The organism is Tautonia rosea (genome assembly GCF_012958305.1).
GTDB classification, from domain to species: domain Bacteria; phylum Planctomycetota; class Planctomycetia; order Isosphaerales; family Isosphaeraceae; genus Tautonia; species Tautonia rosea.
The window spans coordinates 1-23,458 of record NZ_JABBYO010000027.1; the positions used below are offsets into that span (position 1 = coordinate 1).

At 67.4% G+C, this 23,458-nt stretch carries 18 protein-coding genes; 3 read left to right on the forward strand and 15 right to left on the reverse strand.

All coding sequences use genetic code 11. The annotated features are described in order from the left end of the window. Positions 1-282: 282 nt before the first annotated feature. The 8 genes from mobF to HG800_RS25850 form a co-directional block, all read right to left on the reverse strand. Positions 283-2,904 (reverse strand): MobF family relaxase, encoded by a 2,622-nt coding sequence (gene mobF, locus HG800_RS25815; protein ID WP_169981087.1) that lies wholly within the window; start codon positions 2,902-2,904, stop codon positions 283-285. A 67-nt stretch (positions 2,905-2,971) separates the two neighbouring features. Beyond that, entirely contained in the window at positions 2,972-3,289 is a 318-nt protein-coding gene (locus HG800_RS25820) for a plasmid mobilization protein (RefSeq protein ID WP_169981089.1), read from the reverse strand. After that, positions 3,286-5,310: a type IV secretory system conjugative DNA transfer family protein gene (locus HG800_RS25825; RefSeq protein ID WP_169981099.1), complete on the reverse strand. Its 2,025-nt coding sequence runs from the start codon at positions 5,308-5,310 to the stop codon at positions 3,286-3,288. Before HG800_RS25825 ends, HG800_RS25820 begins: the two co-directional genes overlap by 4 nt. Before the next feature lie 102 nt (positions 5,311-5,412). After that, the gene (locus tag HG800_RS25830; protein ID WP_169981101.1) at positions 5,413-6,675 is read right to left on the reverse strand and encodes a hypothetical protein; all 1,263 of its coding nucleotides are present in this window, start codon (positions 6,673-6,675) and stop codon (positions 5,413-5,415) included. A 184-nt stretch (positions 6,676-6,859) separates the two neighbouring features. Continuing rightward, a complete protein-coding gene (locus tag HG800_RS25835) occupies positions 6,860-7,627 on the reverse strand; it encodes a hypothetical protein (protein WP_169981103.1) in 768 nt (255 codons plus the stop codon). A gap of 150 nt (positions 7,628-7,777) precedes the next feature. Beyond that, positions 7,778-7,954 (reverse strand): hypothetical protein, encoded by a 177-nt coding sequence (locus HG800_RS25840; RefSeq protein WP_169981105.1) that lies wholly within the window; start codon positions 7,952-7,954, stop codon positions 7,778-7,780. Between the two features lie 213 nt (positions 7,955-8,167). Further along, positions 8,168-9,301, reverse strand: coding sequence for a hypothetical protein (locus tag HG800_RS25845; RefSeq protein WP_169981107.1), 1,134 nt, complete (start codon positions 9,299-9,301; stop codon positions 8,168-8,170). Positions 9,302-9,309: 8 nt separating this feature from the next. Then, on the reverse strand, positions 9,310-10,113 hold the full coding sequence (locus HG800_RS25850; protein WP_169981109.1) for a hypothetical protein: 804 nt from the start codon (positions 10,111-10,113) through the stop codon (positions 9,310-9,312). A gap of 430 nt (positions 10,114-10,543) precedes the next feature. Here HG800_RS25850 and HG800_RS25855 point away from each other — a divergent pair, with 430 nt between their 5' ends. Beyond that, positions 10,544-11,593: a DUF932 domain-containing protein gene (locus HG800_RS25855; RefSeq protein ID WP_169981111.1), complete on the forward strand. Its 1,050-nt coding sequence runs from the start codon at positions 10,544-10,546 to the stop codon at positions 11,591-11,593. Between the two features lie 259 nt (positions 11,594-11,852). Here the strand turns inward: HG800_RS25855 and HG800_RS25860 are convergent, their stop codons facing one another. From HG800_RS25860 to HG800_RS25870, 3 genes are all read right to left on the reverse strand, one after another. Continuing rightward, positions 11,853-12,137, reverse strand: coding sequence for a hypothetical protein (locus tag HG800_RS25860; protein WP_169981113.1), 285 nt, complete (start codon positions 12,135-12,137; stop codon positions 11,853-11,855). 326 nt (positions 12,138-12,463) lie between these two features. Continuing rightward, a complete protein-coding gene (locus tag HG800_RS25865; protein WP_169981115.1) occupies positions 12,464-13,021 on the reverse strand; it encodes a hypothetical protein in 558 nt (185 codons plus the stop codon). After that, positions 13,014-13,946: a ParA family protein gene (locus HG800_RS25870; RefSeq protein ID WP_169981117.1), complete on the reverse strand. Its 933-nt coding sequence runs from the start codon at positions 13,944-13,946 to the stop codon at positions 13,014-13,016. Before HG800_RS25870 ends, HG800_RS25865 begins: the two co-directional genes overlap by 8 nt. Before the next feature lie 671 nt (positions 13,947-14,617). Between HG800_RS25870 and HG800_RS25875 the strand changes: the two genes are divergently transcribed. Continuing rightward, entirely contained in the window at positions 14,618-16,090 is a 1,473-nt protein-coding gene (locus tag HG800_RS25875; protein ID WP_169981119.1) for a hypothetical protein, read from the forward strand. Between the two features lie 52 nt (positions 16,091-16,142). Beyond that, positions 16,143-16,580 carry a hypothetical protein gene (locus HG800_RS25880; RefSeq protein ID WP_169981121.1) on the forward strand — a complete coding sequence of 146 codons (438 nt, stop codon included), beginning with the start codon at positions 16,143-16,145 and terminating at the stop codon, positions 16,578-16,580. An 88-nt stretch (positions 16,581-16,668) separates the two neighbouring features. Here the strand turns inward: HG800_RS25880 and HG800_RS25885 are convergent, their stop codons facing one another. The 4 genes from HG800_RS25885 to HG800_RS25900 all read right to left on the reverse strand — a co-directional run bounded on the left by HG800_RS25885 (position 16,669) and on the right by HG800_RS25900 (position 23,357). After that, positions 16,669-17,868: a hypothetical protein gene (locus HG800_RS25885; protein ID WP_169981123.1), complete on the reverse strand. Its 1,200-nt coding sequence runs from the start codon at positions 17,866-17,868 to the stop codon at positions 16,669-16,671. Positions 17,869-17,886: 18 nt separating this feature from the next. Next, positions 17,887-21,624 (reverse strand): hypothetical protein, encoded by a 3,738-nt coding sequence (locus HG800_RS25890; protein WP_169981125.1) that lies wholly within the window; start codon positions 21,622-21,624, stop codon positions 17,887-17,889. A 330-nt stretch (positions 21,625-21,954) separates the two neighbouring features. Then, positions 21,955-22,914: a tyrosine-type recombinase/integrase gene (locus HG800_RS25895; protein ID WP_169981127.1), complete on the reverse strand. Its 960-nt coding sequence runs from the start codon at positions 22,912-22,914 to the stop codon at positions 21,955-21,957. After that, positions 22,911-23,357, reverse strand: coding sequence for a hypothetical protein (locus HG800_RS25900; RefSeq protein WP_169981129.1), 447 nt, complete (start codon positions 23,355-23,357; stop codon positions 22,911-22,913). The genes HG800_RS25895 and HG800_RS25900 overlap by 4 nt, the downstream gene beginning before the upstream one ends. Positions 23,358-23,458: the final 101 nt, after the last annotated feature.

Consider the following 23,458-nt stretch of genomic DNA (forward strand, 5'->3'; position numbering starts at 1 on the left):
TGGTATTATGGGATCTTCCCGGGCTGACTCAAGGGTCACTTCCCAGCCGACATCCTCGCGTCTTGCCCTGTTCTCGGTTTGTAAGCGTCAAACCGATCATGTGGTTGGTTTGACGCTTACAACAGGTGAACTGTCAGCGGGGGCTCTTCCTCACCTACACCGCCCCCGGCGGCTCTACCTGCCGAAGGATTAGGTGGTCGACCCGACCGAGTCGATCCGGCAAAAACTTTTTTGCACATATAATAAGTTATTAAATTTTTTGCCATCAATTATCAGTATCAATCATACAACCAGCGTCAGCTCTGGCCCGACGGCCGCCTCCCTTCGGCCCCGTGTCCTGTGCTCCCCGGCGGTCCCGACGTCGCTGGCCAGGGTCTTGGGCCGGGACCGCTCGACCCTGCGTCCGAGGCGATCGAGGTTCTCCCCGGCGTCGAGCTTCGAGGCGAAGAACCGTACCTCGTAGCGGGCCCGGCTGGCCTGGACGTAGCTGAGTTCCCGGTCCTGCATCGGGCCCCCGGCCAGGACGAAGGCCCGGTCGACGGTGACGCCCTGGGCCCGGTGGGTGGTCATGGCGTAGCCGGGCAGCAGCGAGGGATACGTGTCGGCGTGGACGACGACCGTCTCGCCCCGGTCAAGCCGCACCGCGAGCGAACGGCCGCGGATCCGCTCGATCGTCCCGAGGTCCCCGTTGGAGACGCCGATCCGTTTGGAATTGGCGGAGAAGAGCACCCGGTCGCCCTGGTGGAGCGTCGTCCCCGGGTCGAGCGTGACGGTGCGGCTGCGGTGGATGAGCCCCCGCGCCATCCGCTCCTCGCGGCAGAGGTCGTTGAGCCGCGCGACGTCGGCGCGGGTCGCGGCGAAGATGAGCGCCCTCTCGGGCTCGCCGGCGTGCTCGCCCCAGCGGGCGACCAGCTCCCGCATGGCGGAGATGCGGTCCTCGGCGACGTGGACCCAGCCCTTCTCGTCGTACGCCTGGAGGGCTTTGCTCCCCTCGCCCCGGCCGATCTGCCGGATGGCCTCGACCTTCCAGGGGCTCACCGCCCCGGTGATCTCCTCGCGCTGGCGGATGATGCCCGTGAGCTCCGCGCCGCCGAAGCGGTCCAGCAGGCCCCGGAGCGGGCCGCCGGCGTCGACGGCCTGGAGCTGCTTGGCGTCGCCGACGAGGACCACGCGGCACTCGCGCTCCCGGGCGGCCTCCAGCAGCCGGGCCGCGTCTCTTGTCCCCAGCATCCCGGCCTCGTCGACGACCAGCACCGAGCGGCGGGGCAGCGCCGCGTCGGCCTTCTCCCGGTCGCCGCCTTCGAGGTCCCGGAGCAGCCCGTAGACCGTCCGGCTCCGGATGCCCGACTCCTCTTCGAGGCCCCGGGCCGCCTTGCCCGCGACGCACGCGCCGGAAACCTGAATCCCGTCGCGCTCGAAGGCCTCGCGCAGCGCCCCGAGGAAGAAGGTCTTGCCCGTCCCGGGGTCGCCCGAGACCAGTTGCAGGTCGGATGGCTCGCGCGTGGTCTTCAGGAGCGCGATCTTCTGCTCGGCCGTGAGCGTGGGGCGGCCGGCCAGGGTGGCCTCCAGGGACGCGTCCGAGGCCCTGACCTCGCATCGATCGCGGATGATGCCCGCGTCCTCCAGGAGCTTCGCCTCCAGCTCCAGCATCGTGACGGTCGTGTAGGCGGATTCGGACTCGGCGTCGGGGCCAGTACCGGTACCGGGCTCCCGCTCGGTGAGGCGGACGACCTCGGGGTGGTGCTCCAGGGCCCTGTCCACGGCCTCCAGCACCGCGTCCGCGCCCTGGCCCCGGCCCTGTACGGCCTCGGCGACGTGCTGCACGAGGTCCCGGCGGGTAAAGACGCTCTCGGAGGCGGTGACGGCGCGGAGCGCCTCGTCGATGGCGCCCGTCATGATCGCCTCGGGGTCGCGGCCGTGCTCGACGGGGTGGCCGGTCAGCGCCCGGGCGGCCTGCGGCGTGAAGCCGTGCGCGCGGGCGACCTCCTGCCACTCGGCGAGCAATTCCCCGCGGGGCCGGATCTCCTTGCGGCCCCGGGAGTTGATGACCGCCTCCTCGGCGTCGGCGGCGCCGGAGCCGCCGTAGCGGGCCATGTAGGCGAGCACGTCCTGGCGGCGCTTGGACCAGTGATCGCACAGCTCCCTCGGCACGCCCGGCAGCTCGAACCAGCTCTTCGGGATGGTGACCGGCTCGCCCAGGACCTCGGCCGTCTCGGTCGCCCGTTGGGAGCGGATCCCGAGCTCCTGCCCCAGCAGGTGCGAGAGCTCGGCGCGGTAGAGCGCCCCGGCGGTGCGCTGGTGCTGGTAGAAGGGGAGGCTCTCGACGGTGCCGGTCGTGCCGTCGGCCCGGACGCCGACGTTGGCGACCACGACGTGGGAATGGAGTTTCGGGTCATTCGCCCTGCTGGTGCCGTGCTCGAACACGGCGCAGGCCAGCGTCACCGCCTCCCGCTCGGTGCCCCCCTTGCCGCGGCGGCAGACGGCCGCCTCGGACTCCAGGTAATTCATCGCCCGCCGCACGGCGTCGAAGTGGCACCGCTGGATCTCCGCCCGCACGTCGGAAGGGGCCGCGGCCCAGAGGGCGTCGACGTCCTTGGGGGGCGAGAAGGTCAGGTCCCAGCCCATCTGGCGGTGGCGCACCCGGATCTCGCCGGAGGCGTCCCGGTAGTTGACCCCGCTTTTGCCCGCGTTCTGGACGAGCTTCACGTGCCGGGACCGCGGCGAGTGGCCGTCCAGCAGGTTCTCCAGCGCCTCGCCGGAGACCCGGCCCCGCAGGCCGAGCGCGGGGGCGCCGCCGCCGATCCAGGTCCCTTCGGGCTCGCCGCCCCGGACGTAGTAGTCCGCCGAGGCGATCTCCAGGTAGTAGCTGGCGTGGCCCGGCGTGACCGGCGCGATGCTCAGCATGGCTCGTCCCTCCCCTGCTCTGCCGGCCTTGCGGCCATCACTGTTGCCGTTGCTTCCGCCATCGCCCCTATCCCCCCAAGAGCAGCGCCTCCCGCACGAACCGCTCGGCCTCGGGCTCGGGCACGTCGAGCGCGACCAGGATGGCCCGGGTCACGGTCGCCAGGTCGTCCCGCAGCCGGGCCTGGTCGTCGCGGATGGCCGCGACCTCCTCCTCGATGAACTGCTGCTGGCGGTTCTGCACGCGCTGGACGGTCGCCAGGCGGGCGAACTCCCCGGGCGAGAGCCCGACGGCGTTCGCGTGCCGCGTGAGCTCCCGGTACTCGTCCTCGGTGACGCGGAAGCTGACCGATCGGGACCGCAGCGTGGCGGTGCGTCTGACGCTCATGCGGGCCCCTCCCGCTCCCGCTCGCCGGGGCCGGCCCGGAGGCTGACGCGGCCGAGGGCCGCGATCCGGTCCCTAGCCCCGCCCCCTCGGGGGCGCGTCGGTCCGGCGGCGTCCCGACGCTCGATCTGCCGGATGACCTCGTCGAGCTGACCCACGAGGTCCGGCTCGTGATCCTGGTCTCGATCCTGCTCCTGATCCTGTCCCGGGCCGGGTCCGGGTTCGAGTCCCGGTTCGATCCCGAGCCGCTCGAAGTCTTCGGTTTCGAGCGGGCGGAGCCGCTGGTCGGCCGGGTCGCGGCGGACGAGCCCCGGCACGCCCGGGTCGGGCCGGGCCAGGCCCCGGAACACCTCGGCGCCCCGCAGCGGGGCGAACCAGGCGTCCTCGTCACTCATGTAGTAGCCGTGCAGCCCGGCCTCGACGCCGGTCTTGGGCAGCTCGCGGAAGGTGTTGGGCAGGACCCGCGTGCGCTTCTGGATCGACCGGCTTTCGCCGTTGGGGCCGGTCGACTCCTCGTACCACTCGACGTCGCCGATCGACTCGCTGGCGAACCGGGCCGTCTCCTTGCCGTCGATCCGCAGGAACGCCTTGTGGGCGCAGAGGCCGACCAGTTCGTGGGCCTCGTTCTCCTCGTAGACGGCGCAGAGCCCGCGCCAGTCCTGGAAGCCGAGGACCACGCAGGCCCCGGCCGAGCGGCCCATCGTCATCAGGTCCTCGATGCCCCGGAGCCGCCCCAGGGCCTTGAACTCGTCGAGGATGAACCAGGTGCGGTCGGCCATGCTGTCGAGCTGGGCGCGGTTGCCCTTCTCCAGCACGAGCTGGATCAGCCGCTGGACGATCACCTGGTTGATGGCCTTCAGCGCCTTGCCCGCCACCTGACTGCGGCCGACGACGAGGATCCCCTCGGAGGCGGCGAACTCGCCGAGGCTCAGGGCCCGGCCCTCCCGCTCGGCGTGGTGCCAGAGCGAGGCGACGATGCGGTACTGGCCGACGCCGTTGGCCAGCGTGCTCATCACGTCGTTGGCGGTCTTCTCGTTGGCGAAGTAGCGGGCGAACGTCTCGCGCCCCTCCTCGGTGCGGCCGAGCACGGCGCGGATCCGCTCGGGGCTCAGCAGCGTGTGGCAGACGTCGCGCAGCGTCCAGGCCCCCGGCGTGTGCTCGATGAAGGAGACGATCACCGCCTCGCAGAGCACCTTCTTGGCCTCGTCGAAGTACGGCTGGCTGGCCTTGGGGTTGGCCGGGAAGAGGACCTCGACCAGCTCGGCGGCCAGGGCCCGGTCGGTGATGTCGTCGGCGAGCTTCCAGGCGTAGCCGCGGGCGTCCAGGGGGTTGAGGGTGCGGATCGGGCAGGAGAGCCCGAGGCCTTCGAGCTGCGGCAGCGCGTCGAGCTTCGAGTCGAAGACGACGGCGCGGTGGCCGAGCCCGGCGCCGATCGCCGGGAAGGCCCGCTGCATCAGGAGCTGGATCGAGACGCTCTTGCCGCTGCCGGGCGAGCCGATGAAGCAGAAGTGGGCGTTGGCCCGGTGGCTGGGGAGCATGACGCCCCCGAACGGCAGCCCGGCGTCGCCGCGCGGCAGCTTGCGGGCGGCGTCCCGCCGCATGCGGGCCAGCGACTTGACCTCCGCCCCGCGCACGTGGTCCGAGGGCGGGCCCTCGTAGTGGCGGCGGACGAGCCAGGCGACGCAGAGCATGGCGCCCGTCGCGAGGCCGAGCGCCGTGAGCGTGCCGCGGGAAAGGCCGGCCCCGTAGCCGCCCAGGGCCGCCAGGGGGATCAGGGCGTGCAGGCCGACCCAGGAGGCGACGAACGAGACCGCCTCGTCGAGCCGGACGTCCTCGTTCCGAGACGCCAGGAGGTTGCCCGCGTCGAAATTCGCCTTGGACGCGAGCCAGAGGGCGATGCCAACGCCGACGGCGGCCGCCAGGACCGGGTGCAGGGGGAGGCCGCGCGCGGAGTGATACGCCGCGGCGCCGGTGGCGATCGGGACGAGGCCCTCCAGGATGACCCGTGTGGCGAGCACGCTCATAGCGCTGGCGTTCCGTGGTGAAAATCGGTTAAACGTACACGCGATCTTTTACGGGTTTCCCTCAGGGAGCGCCAGACCTCTCGGCCCGATTTTTCCGCTTTTTTACCGTGGGGTTACGCCGCGATCGGCCAGCATCGGGGCGAACAGCGTTTCGGCCTCGCGGCGGCACCGCGCCAGGTCCCCGGCGATGCGATCCAGCCGCCCCGGGAGGGTCGAATGGCGGGCGACGAAGCCGGCGATGAGCCGGCGTGCCTCCCCCGTGGCGGCCTCGTCGGCGGCCGGGTGGCCGTCCGTGCGGGCGATCTGCGCGAGGCGCCCCATGAGCCGCTTCAGCTCGCCGGCGCTCCTCGGTTCGTACACCGCGTCCTCGTCGACGGCGAAGAGCGTGGCGAAGGTCGGCTCGAGGTCCTCCCCGACAACGCGCCCCTCCAGGAAGCGGGGCGGGATCTCCGGCAGCAGCGCGTCGAGTCGCTCGTGGTGCGTCCTGACGTGCTCGAAGGCCGCCTCCAGCGCGGCCTGGTCGTCGAGCGCCCGGCAGGCGTCGGCCAGGGTGAACGGGCCCTCGCGGCGCAGCACGCGGCCGGCCTGCCATTCGGCCTGCTGGGCGATCGGCGCGACTCCCTGGCCCCCGGTCGTGATGTCGTAGAAGGTCTGCTCCAGGTGCGGGGCGGTGAGCTGCGCGACCCGGCGGCGCAACGCGAAGGGCAGCCGGGCGTCGCCCTCAAGCTCCCCCAGCTCGACCGCGAAGTCGATCATCCGGGTTTGGAAGGGCCCCATCTCCTGCTCCAGCGCCCGCGCGACGCGGGCCTGGGCGGCGAAGGCGTCGACGATGCGCTCCTGCTGCTCGGCCGAGAGCGTGACCTCCTGGAGGCCCAGCTCCCCGTATTCGAGGGCCGTCTCGAGGTCGTCGACGATCTCCGCCAGCGGCTCCTCCCCACGGGCATCGGCTCCGATCCGCGCGGCATCGTTCGCCGTCGGCTGCGTCCGGGACCCGGCGCGGGGGAGCATCCAGGCCAGCGTCCCGACGGCGACGGCCGCCAGCAGGACGCGGGCCCCGGGGCCGAAGTGGAGCGGGCCGGGCGCGGGGACGGCCTCCGGATTGGGATTCGGGCTCGGGCCGTACCAGCGGCCCTCGGCGGGGTCCCAGGCGTAGGCGAGGGTCTCGCCCCGGTGGCGGAGGATGACCCGCCCGTCGGGCGTCCGGGAGAGGGTCGCCCGGTCGGCGCCGGTGCCGAGGTGGCAATCCTTGATCTCGATCCCGGCCGGCAGCCGGGTGCCGCCGACGTCGATCGCGCCGTGCTCGCCGAGCACGAGGTCGCCGAGCCGCACGGTGCGGCCCAGCGGCGTCATGGGATGATGGCTCATGGTGCGTGTCCCCGGTCGGTGGGTGTGGGTGTGGGTGTTGGTGGCGTCGTCGTGCTGGTGGTGGTGGTCGCGGAGAAGACCCAGCCCCCTGCCGCTCCCGGGTCGGCATCAATGTCGGCCGGCCGTGCCAGGACGGGCGGCTCGGGGGCGATGCGTCGGCGGGCGATGACGCCCAGCCCGAGGGTCAGGACGATGCGGGCCTCGGGCTCGGGGGGCCCGATGGCGACGATGCGGGGCCCGTCGTGCCGCCCTCCCGGCCCTCGGCCCCGGGGCGCGGGTGCTTGCGGGGCCGGCCTCGGGGCCGCTTCGGCGGCTGCGGCGGTTGCTGCTGGGCCGTCGGCGTGGCGGGATCGGCGGATCCCGGTGCGTCGTCGCCCGGGGCCGAGGCGTCTCGGGACTTTTTTGGGGGCCGCCCCCGCTTCCGCTTCGGCGGCATTGGCGGCGCCTCCGGCTCGGACTTGGGTTCGGGATCGTCTTCGAGCGTCAGCCCGAGGTCGTCGTCGGGATCGGCGTCCGGGTCGGAGGCCGGCCAGTCGATCTCGTCGAAGAGGGTCGCGATCTCGGGATCGGTATCGGGCTGCATGCGGCGCGGGGCGGCGAGCGCGGCCCGGCCGTTCCCCTTGCCATTTCCGTTGCCATTGCCGTTGACGGATCCGTTCAGCGCATGGCGCGGCCGGACTCGGCCCAGGGCCTCGGCCAGCAGGTCCGCCTCCCCGGCGGGCATGTCACCCTCCTCCCAGCGGAGCGAGGCCGACTCGGCGACGGCGGCCCTGAGCCGCGTGCCGAGGGCCACGTCGGCGGGCTCTCCGCTCTCGATCAGCTTCGAGGCGAGCTCCAGGGCGGCCCGGGCCTCGCCCGCCTCGGAGATCCGGATGGCCAGGTGGGCGCGGCGGCCGGCGCTCATGACGAGCCAGCCCATGACGGCGTTGATCACGCGGTTGAGGATCCCCATGGATCTCGCCTCCTGTCGGCCTCGGTGTTCGTCTCGATGGATTCCGGTCGTTGTCCTCCCCCGGTCCCGGCGAAGTGATGGGCGCGGCGGGGAGCCCCCGGGGCAAGCGGCCCCGGGGGCCTCGTCGGTCGGTTGTCATGGCGGCGGCGATCAGCCGAACCGCTTCGACCAGTCGGTCTGGGCGGCGCCGTAAGTCTGGTAGGGCCACGCGCCGATGGGCTGCGGTTGGCACGCCTGGCGTTGCTGCTCCTCGCGGCGTTGCTGATCCTCGCGCTCGCGTCGTTCGCGTTCTTCGCGATCGCGCCGCTCCTGCTCGTTGTCGTTCATCCGGCCTGCTCCTCGCGGGTCGTGTCGTGTTGGGTACGGGGAGACGCGGGTTGGCGGGTGACCGTCGAGCACGAGGGAGGTGGTGCTCCGGTCTCGCGGTCGTCGAGAGACGGGTATCTGACCAAATTGGTCAGCTCCAATTAAAAATACTGACCAAATTGGTCAAGATCAAGGTGCCCGGGATTTTCCCGCGGATTTCCTCGGGGCGGGGCGTCAGACGGACAGTTGCAAGGACGGGAATGTTTTCGAGGTCAGCAGCGTCCTCGGCTTGCCGCTGAGCGTCCGCACCCGGAAGGCGCCGTCCTTGTAGTCGGCCCGCTTCACGCAGCCGAGGGCGACGGCCTCGCCGTCGTAGATCAGGTCCGCGCCGCACGACTTGGCGATGCGGTAGACCTCGTCGGCCGCCCGGGCGTTCTCCTCGTAGGACCCGAGGCTCCCCGCCTCGTGCAGCCGGGAGAGCAGGCCACGCAGGGCCTCGACGACCGGGCGATGCAGCGCGTCGAGCTGGGCCGAGAGGGCGGCGACGGCCTCGCCGGCGGGCATCCCCTCGCGCAGCGCCCTGCCGAATTCCGCGGGCAGCGGGGCCGCGGCACGCTCGATGTCGCGGCCGATCGCCTCCAGCGATTCAGCCACGCCGGATCGGTCGGGGAGCGTCGCTCCGTCGAGGGTGTCACCGAGATGTGCTTTCTTGTCTGCGTACTCCACCAGGCGTGAGATCTCAGAATCGGAGATCCGAGTCAAATCTCCGCGCCGTTTTCCCGGCGGCTCCCACGCGGGAGGTCCATCCTGTCGGTCCCAGAGGGGCCCCAGCGGTCCGCCGGGACCGGGGTCGAGGGCGGTGATCTCCGGCCCGAGCTCGGACGCCGCGTCGAGGTCACGCCCCAGTCCACGCGCGACGCGATCCTCGTCCGAGGCCGCGGCTTGCCCTTCCCTGGCGGCCAGCTCCGCCGCGAATGAGGCGCTCCGCGCGGCGAATTCGGCCATGCCCCGCATCCGCTCGAGGTTCATGTCCTCGTGCGCCTGGACGACGTCGGAGAGGCGGGCGACGGCGGCGTTCTCGGCCTGGTAGGGCACCGTTTCCATCGGCGCGCCCGGCTCGATGGCGTCGAGGAGCGTCTTCAGGTAGCCGAGCGCGCGCGCCAGACGGGCCCGCGACGGGCGGTCGTCCCGGAGGCAATACTCCCGGCCGATGCGCAGCGCGAGCGTCATGCCCCGCGTGACGTCCGGGTGGTCCACGAGCCGACGCACGCGGAGGCCGGTGCGGACCGTCAAGGCGACGATCGCCAGGGGACAACGCTCGCCGATCCGGCGGATCAGCTCGGTTTGCTGCGATGCCAGCGTTCGCATTGGGGACATTACTCGGTGGTTTCTGCGCCGGGATTCGATCGGTCGAGGTGGTCCGTGTACGCCCGGATCATCTGCCGAGCAATGGAACGTGCCCTCTCGAGCTCGTCCTCCGAAGCCGGGCGGAGTTCGCAGTGGAGGCCGCGATGGCGACCTTCCCGGACCGGTTCGTCATTCGAGATTTTCCCCAGGTATGACCAATCAGCCCTGGTGATTCCGAGCCTCGGCCGGGCCTCCTGTTCCCCGTCGAAATGATCTTTGAGCGCGTCGCGGACTTCGTAGAGGTGGACGAGGGCGTTCGGCGGATCGTCGACCGATCGGGTGAGGCTCGCCAGGAGCTTCGAGAGGGTCGGGTCCCCAGCGTGTCTCACGCACTGTTCGCGAAACTGCCTCCGGGCGTCCAGCCGTTCCGCCCGCGAGTCGCAGGTGATCTGCCCCTCGGCGTTCGTGACCCGGAAGTCGATCGGATGGACCGAGGTAATCGCGATGATCGACTCGGCCAACACCCAAACATCCTTCCGTCCGTCCGGATGATGCCGCGTCATCCCGAGTCTGGTCCTCTCGTGCGGCCGGCACGTCATGACTTGCTGCGCGTCGAAGACGCGCCCGATCGCTTGCTCGATCTCGGGTCGCAACGCCTGGCCGACGTGGGGGTCGGGCAGGTCGATGGTGGCGACGATCGAGCCGTCGTCGATCGTCAGGGTGTAGCCCGCCCCTCGCAGCGAGACGGGTCCCTCAAAATAGTCGCCGGGCGTGTAGCTCCCCTCCAGGACCAGTCTTGTCTCGTTGTCCGACTCCCTCCCTGCCGCATTCATCGAAGTGGCCTCCCGCTCGACATCCCGACCCACTTGGTCCGGATGTTCAGTGATCCCAGAATGGGCAAGCGGGGTCAACTTTCGCCCCGCATCGTCCCCCCTGCCCCGATCGATTGTGCTCCGCCGCACGCTGCGCTAGAACTCCGCTCGAACAGACGATTGCGGTAGAGGGGATTGCCCCGGTTGCTGGCCGGCGTGGGCGACGATGACGTCCCCGCGATGGCGAGTGGCCGATGGGCGCACACGGTTTTCATTTTCGCAGATTTTTCAGGTTTTCTCGGCCTTTCGGGGCCCCGGGACTCTCCGCGCCGGGGATCGATCCCGCCCGCAGATTCGCGCGGGTGGTGCAATCGCTGCCCGGCTCGGGGAGACCCAAGCCGACGCGTTTCTTGATGTCAATTGCGTTGGACCCGAAGGGACCGCATCGACGATGGCCACGAACCTGACCCATGCCCACGGGCAGCTCTTCCGCCGCAACCCCGACGAGGTCTTCCCGTCACTCCAGGCGCTCTGGGCGCACTGCGACGGCGAGAAGGCGCGATCGCGGGACGTGTGGAGGCCGCCCTCGGCCCTGAATCCCGTCGCGAACGGGAGCCTCCGGCTCGACGTCGGCGAAAACGAAGGCGACGAGCACGGCCTGGCGCTCAACGACTGGAGCTTCTCGCAGCTCTGCGCCCTGGCGGGCGTCTCGAAGGACACGGTCAACCGGCTCTCGCCCGAGACGGCCGGCCGCGTGCTCCGGGAGACGCTCCCGGCGGGCAACAAGCCGCTCCAGCTCTACGCCGAGGGTGACCGGATCCGGTCGATCCACGGCACCGCGTACACCCGGCTCCACAACGCGGACCTCGTGACGATGCTCCGCGAATTCGCCGTCGACTTCGAGCCCCCGCCCCGCGGCATCACCGGCGGGACGGGGCTCTACTGCGGGGAGCAGGACCTCTTCTGTTTCCTGATCGACCCGACCGGCTGGGCGGAGATTGGGGGCGAGGCGTTCGCCCCCGGCTTCTTCGCCTGGAACAGCGAGGTCGGCAAGCGTTCGGTGGGGGTCGCGACGTTCTGGTTCCAGGCCGTGTGCCAAAACCACATCGTCTGGGACGCCACCGAGGTCGTCGAGTTCGCCCGCAAGCACACGGGCAAGGTGGGCGAGGCGCTCTCGGACATCCGCCGGATCATCGAGCGGTTGGTCGAGACGCGCGACGCGCGCCGGGACGGCTTCGTCTCGGTGATGCGCACCGCCATGGAGACCACGTTGGGGAATGACGCCGAGGAGGTGCTCAAGGCGCTGGCCCGAAACGGCATTCCCAAGGGGCTCGCCAAGGAGGCCATCGCCCGCGCCGAGTCCCGCGGCCGGTTCACGATCTTCGCCCTGGTCGACGCGCTGACCCGGATGAGCGGGGAGCTCGTCAACGCGGGGGAGCGGGCCGACGCGGACCAGCGGGCCTCGTCCCTGCTGGCGCTGGCGGCCGCATCGTCGTCGTAATTCGCCCGTGAGGCGCGATCGGCCCGACGGACAGGGTTACCCCCGTCCCGAAGGTCGATCGCGCCGCTGGGGGCCATCATGGCGACCAGGCGGGCTCTGCCGGCCGGGTCGCCGCCGCCGATGCGAGGGGTTTTTCCGAAGGAGCATGGCGCCCACCTCCCCTCGCATTTGCTGCACGCAATCAACCAAATTCAAAGCACCATTATCGCGATAACGCGATATTCCCAAGACGCGATAACGCGAGAACGGAAATCCCGCCTCAGGCCGCGTCGTCCGCGGCCCGGGGCTCTTCCGGATGCTCGCCCCCTGCCCCGTCGGCCAAGGGCCCGCGGAGCGAGACCACCACGCCGCGCAGCGCGTCGTCGAGGATGGCGTTGACCAGGCCCGAGCGGTCGGTGCCGCGCATCGCGGCCAGGACGGTCAGGCGCAGGTCGTTCTCCGGGGAGAGGAGCAGGGAGCACTTGACCTTCTCGGCCCCTTTGCCGCGCTGAGCCTTGGCGGCCCTGCCCTTCTTCGCCTTGGAGCTTCCCGGGTCATTCTGCATCGGCCACCTCGGTCGTCTGTCCGCCCTGTTCCGAATCCCACCGCTGCTCTTTTCGGCAGGGCGACGCGTCCGACTTTGCCCCCGGGAGCATTTGCTCCTGCGCGACCGCGGTCCGGGGCCCCTGCCCTGCCCCGGTCGGACGGGCCTGGAACACGCGGTCAGGGTGCGGTGACGCGGCAGTCTTACCTCCTGTTCCGCCGTTATCGCGAGAACGCGATCGCCATAAATCCCTGGAAATGCTCGACTTGCCGTCTTAGGATTCTCGCGTTATCGCGATAACGCGAGAATCCTAGAACGCGAGAACGCGATATCGCGATGTCGGCCAGTCAGTCCCGGTGCCGGGTGTTGCGGACGGCGGAGTCGAAGAGCCGGGCAAGGTTCTCCTCGAAGTTGGCGATCTCGGTCGGCTCGCTGTTGCGGGGCCGCTTGGAGAACTGGGCGCGGCGGCACTGCTTGGCCAGCTCCTCCCGGACGTTGAAGAGCAGGGTCACCGAGGCGCGCATGACGTTGCTGACCTTCACGCGCACGCCCAGCTCGTCGGAGATCTCCTCGATCAGCCGGTCCAGCTCGCGCTCCTCCTCGCGGGTGAGCAGCATGCGCTTCTCGCGCGTCAGGTCGCGCTTCTTGGCCGTCCGGGGCGCGGGCTGCGCCTCGGCGCCGGCGGGCGGCGGCGCGGGGAATGAGACCGGGGCAGGGGGGGCCTCGACGGCCTCGGCTCGGGGGCCGGGGACGGGCGCCTCCTCCTCCCGCTCCGCCGGGATCTCGACGACGGCGAGCCCCGGCGCGGCGTCGGGGCGGTCGCGGTGCCTGGTCAGGACGTCCCGCGCCAGGGCTTCCTGGACGGGGCTGTAGGGTCGTTCGTTGGGCGCGATTCGCTTAGGCATTGGCGGCCGCCTCCTCGTCGTCGAAGTCGGCCCCATCGTCCAACTCTTCGGGATCATTCAGGTTTGCCAGGGTGATCCCGTTGACGCGCGCCTCGACCTCGGCGGCCACCTTGCGATACTGGCCGGCGAGCTTGTGCGTCGGGCTGGTCTCGAAGAGGGTCTTGCCCACCTTCTGGGCCTCGTGCACGACGACCGAGCGGCTGATGTCGGTGGCGAACTTGGCGGGGGAGCCGTCGGAGAACCGGAACGTCTTGTCGACGTAGCTGATCAGCGCGGTGGCGAGCCGGGTCTTCCGCCCGTCGACGCCCGAGAGGATGACCCCGAGGATCTCCAGCTCGGCGTTGCCGTTCTGCTGCGCGTCGCGGATGTCGACCAGCGCGTCGTTGAGGCCGGTGATCGCCAGCGGGTCGGGCATCGCGGCCAGGATGAACCAGCGGGCGGCCTTGTAGGCGGCGATCGTGGGCGTGTTCGCGTTGGGGGCCGTGTCGAGGAAGATGTAGTCGTAGACCCCCTCCAGGCTCTTCAGGGGCTTGATCAGCACGTCCTGCTCGACGATGAACTTCGAGCGCTGCAGGAGCGCCTGGTCGGTGGTCTCCAGTTTCCGGCTGGCCGGGATGATGTCGACGTTCTTCGGCAGCTCCAGGTCCTCATCGCCGTCGGTGATGACGACGTCCAGCGGCTGCTCCTCGCCGATCAGCACCTCGAAGCTCCCGAGGAAGCTGTTGCTCGGCACCCCCAGGTGGCGGGTCGCCCCCTGGTTCATGTCCAGATCGATGATCAGGCATTTCTTGCCCAATTCGCCCAGCGCCGCGGCGATGTGCACGGCGTTGGTCGTCTTGGCGACCCCGCCCTTCTGGTTCCCGACGGCGATGATCTGCGTGTTCCTCCGCGCCTCCTGCGGCGATTTGCCCTCCTGCGACTCCATGCTGGCCTCCCTCTCGAAAAAAAATTGACGTCCCAAGTCCCGTCGTGTTCTCGCGATAACGCGAGAAGCCGTTATCGCGAGAACACCGGGATCGGCCGTAGAGTGCCAGCCCTAAGTCGTTGCCGCAAGGGCTCTTTTCGAGTTATTCGCGCGTTATCGCGATAACGCGTTATCGCGATATTCCGGGCCGCGTTATCGCGATAACGCCATAACATCAAGCCCTTAGATCGCTTGCGGCGCGATCTCGACCGTTGCGTCGGCGAAAACGACGCGCTTATACTCACCCTGCAAAACTTTAACCGGCTTGTAGCTAGGGCGATCCGCACCCGGGAATGGGGGCGGGGCCGTCCGGCATTTTGTTTGTATTCGGAGGGCAGGGGAGCCTATGTAGCGAGGAGAAAGAGCCAGACCCCCAGAAACCAAAACAGCGACCGCAAGGGTCGCTGCTATTGGGTCCGCCGATGGGCCGCCTGAGAACAGGGGAACATCGGGGCAGGAGTTGCGTGTGGTAACTCAACTCTAGCCCCACCCCGTCCCCCCTGTCAACGGCCCATCTCGCGCGGAGACGGGGATCGTGCGCCCTGAGATCCGGAGCACATGACGACGCCCACTGCCCTCTGCGGGGAACGCGGACGCCCGAGGTTCGTCCGCACGCAGGGGGACGCAGCGCAATGGGATCACACGATCGGAATGGGAATGAGGACGGGACGCGGGCCAGGCCCGCGGGGGGATATGTCCTAATCGCGGCCGGGGGGCTCTTCGCCCTCTGGTGGCTGAGGAAGTTCGGGGTCATCCGGGGGCTCGACTTCCGGGTGTTCTTCGCGCTGTTGGAGATGCGGGAACGGCGCTGCGGGCTGCCGAAGGGGCGGGACCCGGAGTTCGGGCTCGCGGAACTCGCGCGGCTCTGCGGCGGCGCGGCCGAGCCGGAGCTGCGGCGGTCCCTGCGGCGGCTCCGCCGCGCGGGGCTGGTGCGGCGCTTCACGCGCTCGGCGCTGGTGCTCGCCAAGCATCCCTCGGAGTTGACGCTCGACGAGGCGACGCGGGAACTGCTCGACGAGAAGCTGCTCCTGCTCCGCTCCCCGAGGCGGCTCGTGCCGCTGCCGCGCCGCATGACGCGGCTCCTGGCCTCCGGGGCCTGCTATACGTTCGCCGGGGTCATCCTCGGCACCGCCATCGCCACGCTCTTCTGCCGCAAGGGCCAGGTCAGCTCCCGAGGCGCGTACAAGGCGAGCTGGCTGGCCGAGGCGTTCGGGATCTCCGAGCGCACCGTCTACCGCCACCGCACCTACCTCGCCGAGCAGCTCGGCTGGATCCGGATCATCGACTCGCACCAGCTCCGGCAGAACGCCCGGGGGCTCCTGGTCGAGGTCGACCTCGACTGGGACGGCGCCGTCTCGACCGGTGCAAGCGTCGGGGCAGAGGAGCCGGAGAGCCCGATTTGTCAGGCCCCCCCGGCCGAAATCGGGGCCCGTTTGTCAGGCCCAAGGGATCTGGACAAGGAACCTTTCCAAGAGGAATTAAACACCAAACCCGCCCCGGGCGGCGGGCACGGATCCGGAGTTGGGGTTTATCAACCGAAAATTCAGGACGGGAACCCGGACACGGCCGGGGCGCGTCCCAGCCTGAAACGGGTGACGGCCGAGGACCTCAAGGACCCCGGACGGCTCGCCGCGCTGCGGGAGCAGGCCATCGGGGAGGGGCTCATCACCGGGTCCGAGCACGACCGGCTCCAGTTCTTCGCCGCGGCGGAGCGCGCCCGGTCGGTCGGCTCGAAGAACCCGCCGGGGCTCTTCGTCCGCATCGTCCGCTCGGGCCTCTGGCGGTTCCTGTCCCAGGACGACGAGGACGCCGCGAGGCGGAAGATCCGCAACCTGCTCTACCCGGAAGGTCGGCCCGATCGGATCGGGCCGCACGGGCCAACCTCGGGACTCGTCGCCGGTATCGGCCGGGAGGGCCGGATCGAGCCCAGACGCGAGGGTCCCTCGGAGGACGCGCTCGTCGTCCGGGCGGTGACCAACGCGCTGAGGCGGGCCGGGTTCAAGGGAGATCCGTTCTACGCGCTCAAGCGGCAGCAGCCGGAGTGGACGCGGGACCGGTGGGACCGGGCCGCGGCCGAGCTGGGGGCGGCGCCGATGGCGCGCTGAGCGTCCGGCCGGGTGGTGCGCCCGCAGCGGAAATGTGCCAGCCTCGGGCCCGATGGTCCGGCAGCTCTTCGACAATCTGGAGATCGACTGGGGGCGGCTTAAGGGGCCCGCGATCGCGCGGGACGCCGCGAAAGATGCGGAGAATTGCGACGAGGCAGGGGAGGAGTCTCTCCCCGAGCCGACGCTCCGCGACATCCGCATGGAGGATCTGAGGAATACGAAGCGGCTCTTGGTGCTCTACGACCAGGCGGTGAAGACGGGGCTCATCGACGACAGTGAGCAGATGCGGCTCGCATTCGCGAGCCTGGTCGAACACGCCCTGGACTGGGGGACGACCAATCCCTGCGGACTGTTCGTCTATCTGCTGAAGAACGGCCGGTTTGACGCGATCACGCTGCGTGATGAGAACCGGGCCGCTGCGCGGTTGAAGGAGCATCGGCGGAGTGGCTTGCGGCCAATCGTACGCCTCCGAGAGGAGGCGAGGAAATGACTCCTTCGGCGTGCCAAAACCGTTCGACAAGCACCATGATCCGGTGACTATTCAGAAATCGGGCTGATCGCGGTCGGTGGGTTCTCGATTATGCTTTGGGTTTCGGCTGGGGACCTTCGACCCATCTCAATTCGAAGTCGATGTGGAACTCCTCCGGTTTCATGCCATCGTGATCCTGGCAGACATTCCAGACGTTGGAGCCGGTCTGGATGCCCAGGATCGACCCGTCGGTGAAGTGGAGGTGGATGACCTCGCTCAAGTGGGTGTCTTCCGATCGCTCACCGTAGCCGAACTCGACCTTCTCGATGGTCTTCCCGACGGCCTGGGTGATCCGGCAGATGGAGTAGTTCGGCCGCGAAGGCTCGGCGATCGCGGGCAGGTGATTCAGCGACTCCTGGCGTTGGAGTGATGTCTTGCCGTCCAAGTCAAACAAGGTCTCCAGGTCGTCCAGGAGCTCTTTCAGGCCGGTGACGGTCGTCTCGAGGTCTCCTTCGAAGGTCTCGAACGCCGGGAAACGGACGGCCGCTCCCCGGACTCCGTGGGCGGCCTCTCCTCGCTGGACGCTGATGCCCTTGAATGCGTTCCAGAGGGGCGATGTGTCCGGAAGCGTTACGACCTTCTTCAGGGCCTTCACGGTCCGATCCGAGCTGAAGTTTGCCGTGATGCCCCTGTGTGCGGCGATCCGGGCAATGCACTCCTTGCTGAGCCCATCGATCAGGTAGCCATAGAGATCCTTGTGGGCGTCCTGGTATCGGTGGTTGTTCTGGGCCATGGGGAACGACGGGACGGCTTCGACGTCGACCGCGAAGAGGGGGACTCCCACTGCCTCCGTCGCCAGGGCGTTGATGGTCCGGACGACCTCCCGGAGGTGAAAACGCGGGCCGTTGTCGACGTCCCAGGACCCTTCGATATAGCGGCGAATCCAGAGATCGAAACGCCTGTCCTCGTCCGTGGTCCACGTGGGATTATCGAGGTGGAAGCCGGCCCATCGCCTCGCGTGCCCCTGGGACTTCTCCAGGAGATCGGGGAGGTACACCATGAGGGCAAGGTTCCCGTCGCTCAGCGTGCGGAACCCGAACCTCACGTCGATCCACTCCTCTCGCTGCGCCGAATCATCGTCGATCGATTCGGCGAAATGGTCGCAGAGGCGGATGCTCCCCTCGAAGTTGTCGGTCTCGACCTCGTACTTGTCCGGATTGTTGCGATAGACGGCCAGGACATCCTGGGAAAAGTAGCCGAGGATATGGTCGATTGACCGAATTTTTTGATTGAAAGAATTACTTTTCATGATTTTATTAATGTAAATTTATATGTGCTTTGAAATAAACTTGCCGATTTCGGACGCCGGGACATCACGGAGTTGCTCCATGGGCACGATCGGAACGGGCGAGGCGTGCAGGAAGGGGGTGAATAGCTCGCGGTCGATGACGATCATCGACCCGACCCGCCAATTCCCGGTGCGCTCGATTCCGAAGGACCGAAGAACCTCGTCCAGATTGTCGCGGATCCAGTCGACACGCCTCTGGTGCTTGGCGACGATCGATGGTTTTCCTCCCGAGCCCTTGAAGAAGTTCGTCAGCTCGTTGCTCATCTCGAACGGAGTCCGCGCACCTTCGAGATCCTTGCATTCCACGACGTGGACACGCCGCTTGCTTTGATCGATGACGAATACGTCGACGTCGCCGAGCTTCTCAAGTTGTCCTCGCAAAGCTGGGATCTTTTTCAGGCGCCGCCGGACCATGAGTTTCTGGTCCAGCGCGAGAAGATCGGCCACCGCGTCGTTGAATATCTCTCCCTGTTCGTTCAGGAGTCTGCTCGCGAACTGCTTCATCTCGAGGCTTTTGGCCCTGAGTCGCCCCGATGTGCAGAGTCCAAACAGATTCTGATGGGAGGCGTAGATCTGGCGCGGACCCCAGAGGATTTCGGGGCCGCCCTTCGTGTCCCTCAGCAAGAAGGGACGGCGGATGTACGACAAGGCGCGATTGTATCGCCAGGGGTATACGTCCTCCCTTTGATACGGCTTCTGGGGGCAGAGGAAATCGGGGCGAGGATTGAGCGTGAGCATGTCGAGCATCTGGCTTGTCAACTCACCTGGCCATTCTAACTCGGCCCGCAACCGATCGAGCAGGTCTCCCAGTGGCAGTCGACAAACGACTGGGTCGAGGGAACGGCTGATCGTCAGGATTTCGCTGCAGAATTGGCTGAACTCGGTGAGCGTGAACCCGAACTCCGCTCGCGACGCCTTGTCGAACTCCGTGAATGGGGCCGGATCCGATCTGTTCGGATTCGAATCCGGCTGCCTCCAGTAGCGATGGTGGGATCTGATTGCTCGTCCGATCTCCCCCCTCGCCTGTACCGGCAGGAATGATCGACGAGCCTTGTCGTATTGATCGCGACCAATGCCGAGGCGACCGGATGAGAGCATGCTGATCTCGACCTTGGCCAGGTTGTACTGCACCAGATCGCTGAACTGCCCGAAATCGACGATCTCGCTCGCGAGGGCGAGGAGCCTGTCGTAGATCTCGAGGCTCATCGGTCGATTCCCCTTGGGCGGCTGGGCCGTAACGAACTCGATAAGGAACCTGGCCGAGACCGAGGCCTTGAATCTCTCTGGCAGTTCTTTGCTCAGCATTGATGACATCTCGACCACATCACTGAAGCAGGCGAGGCGGGTCGGGATGGTCATCCTCGTGGATTCGACCTCATAGACGAGCGTCTCGTGGAAGGAGACCAGCCATTCGAGCAGGCCGGTAGGATCGAGGGAGGAGACGAGGTCGGAAAAGGCCTTGTAGAAGTAGGAGACGCACTCCTTGAAAGTGCCATTGATCTGGAAATCGGGTATGGGGCCGAGCGTGAGCCCTTTGACCTCGCTCAAATGAGTCCCGAGTTCGTCCCAGAGGTTATTCTCGTCCGCCGATTGTACGGCTCGATATGGCGGGAGCCCCGACAGATCCAGGCTCGGTGTTACGGAAGAGCGCAGAAGGAGGATCATCTTCTTCTGCCCGAGGGGAGCATGCCGCTCGACGTACTGGGAGATGACCTGGTCGGAAAGGCGAGGGCGATCTTGGTGAGGCAGGAGCTGCCGTATGCCCTCCAACACGTGAATCATCAACGCCCGCTCGCCTGAGTTGTCGGCTCGATTCAAGTAGCGTCCGATCGTGCGGTTGACCGAAACCATGACCGACGTGGCTGCCTGATCAATGGTTACTGAGGCAACGGGGCCGTCTCTCTCCACGTTGTCGTCGGGGCCATCCATGAAATCGCCATCGAACGTGAGTTCGACTATGACGGGGGATAATGTGACGATCGCCTGCACGTCGTCGGAGAGGCTCGGCGTCATCTGCCAAAGCCAGTAGGCGACCGCGCTCGCGAAGACGAAGGGGATGTTCCCATCCCCGACGAGTGAGGCGTCATCCTCGTAAGGTGGGCCTATGATCCAGATGGGGTGGGTATAGCCCTCCACGAGGATGGCCGGCCTTCGAGTCCGAGTGCCGAGGATGCGACGGCTGATATAGAGGGGGACGCCGCTCGTGCCGTGCAGCGCCGCGACCTCGGTATAGCGGCCTGGATCGAACGACACGGCTGCGTGCCAGTCGAATTTGCGGGCCACTTCGCAGCGGAGATGCCCGCCCATGTCCGTCGAGATGTTGAGGAGATCGGGCCTGCGGTCGTCGCCCAGGTAGAAGCAATGGTCATTCTCGCGATAGAGCGCGAACCTGTCGAGTTCGCTGAAGCAGATGACCTTCGATCGGTCGAGCAGTCGATCAACCGCCCGGGCGTACTTCAGCAGAAGGAGCGGATTGCGGCCCTCTAGCATGGTGATCGTTTCGAGGTTCGCCACCGCCATGTAGAGGCGAAGGGACTCGTAACCATCGGGGTGATCGAGGCCCGTGACGAATCCACGGCCGACCCCCTCGGTGAGGAAGAGGGATAAGACTTCGCTCGGGGGCTGGTCTAGTGATCGGAGATGTTCTCGGACTCGTCGGATTCGTCCGAGGACCTGGTCTCGGACGGTGCCGATCGGCCATTCGCCAAAGGGTTCCGCCGGATCGTACGCGTCCAAGAAATCCGTCACGAGGATGACGTGAAGGAGTTTGTCCGAGTCGAGGGAAAAGAACCCTTCACGGACGCAGGACGCTGCGAGAGCGTCCGGCATGGGTGAGGGAATCGGTCGATGGCCCAGGGATTCGAGCGATTCCCGGGCACTTCCCCACACGGACTCGTGAAAGTATTCGGCGAGGGCGGGGCGGACGCCGAGCGCGTGTGCCAGCCGAATCAGGGCCGTCCAGGATGCCGACAAGAGCGACCCAGGTAGAGCGATGATCCAACGGTCGGGTGTGCGAACGATGGGCGTGGTGGAGAGCAGGCCGCTCGATGGTTGGAACTGGGAGGCATCGTACGCCCCGAAGTCGGTGGTGAGGATTGCCAGAGCAGTCGGATCCACGCGGAGGCGGCCGAAAACGCGGCTAAGGTGAGTATGATTGAAAGAGACGGCGTCTTTGAGGATGGCGAGTTTCTGCGACGCCGGGATGACCAACGGATCCATGTGCCGGGCGACTGGACTCAGGCCTCGAGGGATTCCGATTCGTCTGGCGATCTCGTTGCTCAGGGCCAACACACCTAAGATGATGGATCGCCCCTGGACGATGAAATCCTCCGAAGGGAACGCCTGGGGTGCCAGAAACAAGCCACGAGCGATGTGGCGAAAGATAAATGCAGCGTCTTCGATGACGCCGGGAAAGACGACGAAGTTCCCGCCGTGAAAGGCGACGGCCTCGGTGAATGGATTGGGAAAAGGGTCCTCCATCGGGGCCACGGAACCCAGAGGGGGCGAGTTGCAGATAGCTCGGAAGCGGCTCCCGCTAATGTTCGGCTTGCTCATCTCTAACGGAAGCGACGCGATCGCGTGGGCGAGGGCTTCGAGCCGCAGTGCTTGGTCAGCATTCTCCGGCATCAGCTGCAATCCGGCAGCCGATGTCAAGAGGTCGCACGGGGCATACGGCCTCAACGACTCGCTGAGATTGACGATGGGATGACCGGCCATGTCTCGAAGATCCACCAGACTGTTCAGTGTTCGTTGGTATACCAAGTGTGCTTGGTTGGTGGATAGGATGTAAGATCACCTCGACATGGTGGGATGGCCAGCAGACTGGCCATGAATCGGCAGACCGTGGGGGGCATGAAGACTTGGCTATTCGACTTCCGGTCGTCGATGGGAGCCTCAATCTCGTACTCGCCCTGGAGCCGTGAGCAATAGTCGAGAGGGTCGATTCGGTCCTCGCAATATGCTGGTGATGAATGTGCGTTCGTCATGGGGCTTCGGTCTGTAGAATTTGGAATGGAATTCGATTCGAGTTAAATAAAAAGTTAAAGATCATATCACGATTTTCTCTATTTCGTCGAGCGTGATCTGATCGCTCGTCCTGTCGTACAATTTGGTGGTTTTCGGGCTCTCGTGGGCGGCGATCTGCTGGGCCTTCTCGATGGTGCCGCCGGCCTCGAGGTAGGCCGTGATGCCGGTCGCCCGGAATGTGTGGTTGCAGATCCGGGCCGGGAGACCCGCGGCCAGGGCCCGACGCTTCACCATGTCGAGGGCATTGTTGCGGCGGAGCGGCTTCGGCGTGAGCGTTTTACTCCGACCCCGGACCGTGCGGAAGATGGGCCCCTTCGAATCCCCGGCGATGCCCGCGGCTTCGATGTAGGCGTCGAGGTACGCCTCCGTGTTGTGGTGCGCGGGCACCTCGTGGAACTTCCCGCCTTTCTCGTGGAGGCGGAGCCACCAGCGTTTGCCGTTCTGGTAGTAGTCCTCGACCTTCATTCCGAGCACGGCGGAGACGCGGGCGAACGAGTAGACCATCGTCGCGATGAGGGCCCGGTCGCGGAGCCCGATAATGGTGGTCGTGTCGATGCTGTCGAGGAGCTTGCGGGCGTCCTCGGCCGAGAGTACGGGCGTCTTCCCGCGTTTGACGACGTGCTTGGGGCCGCGGACCGATGCGGCCGGGTTCGTGGGCACGACCTGTCCGGTCACGAGCCAGTCGAAGAGCATGCGGACGGCCGCGAGATGCTGCTTGACCGAAGGGGCCGCGTGCGTGGCCTGGAGCTGCTCGACGTAGGCCGCGACGGCGATGGGCTCGATGCCCTTGAGCGACAGGTGCCGCTCCTCGCACCAGCGGAGGAAGTGGGCAACCGCGCGGGCGTAGGCAGCGCGGGTGTTCGGGTTGCGGATGTTCGCGGTGAAGAACTCGAAGAAGCGGCGCGTGGCCCCGTCTCCGGCCTCGGCGATGAGGCCGGGGAGGACTGGTCCGCTCGTTATGACCGATATCTCTCTGCTCATTCGGAATCCGTTCCGGGTCTTGACGCCGGGGGTAATCGCTCGGTCAATTCCTCGAGTGTCGTCCAGTGGTTGAAGACCTGTTCTTTGGAGACGTTCGGCCGCTTCTCAGTGACATCGTAGCCGAAGCAGTGCTTCTCGTCGGGAGTGAGGCCGAAGAGGAAGCGATTGGTGTTCAATTCCGGCTCGTTCTCCTGGGGATGCGGCTCGCGGCGGACCCACTCGATGGCAATCGCCTGCTGGCCCTTTCGGAAGGTGCTCGGGTAGGTGTCGAGCGCGACGCCGCTCGCCGCGAGGTAGAAGGTCTCGGCGTGGCTGCCGAGGTGGCGGGCGATCAGGCTGGCGTCTTCGGGGGACAGCTCGCGGACCTCGCCGATGCCCACGTCGTCACGTAGCAGGCGAAAGCTGTCTGCATCCGCCACGATGGGACGCGGTTTTAACGCCATGATTGCATGCTCCTGATCCTGGTCCTTTTATAGGTCATAACGCCCTTTATGACCTATAAAGGATAGACCACAAGGGGCAGGGGGGCAAGCCGTTCATTGGG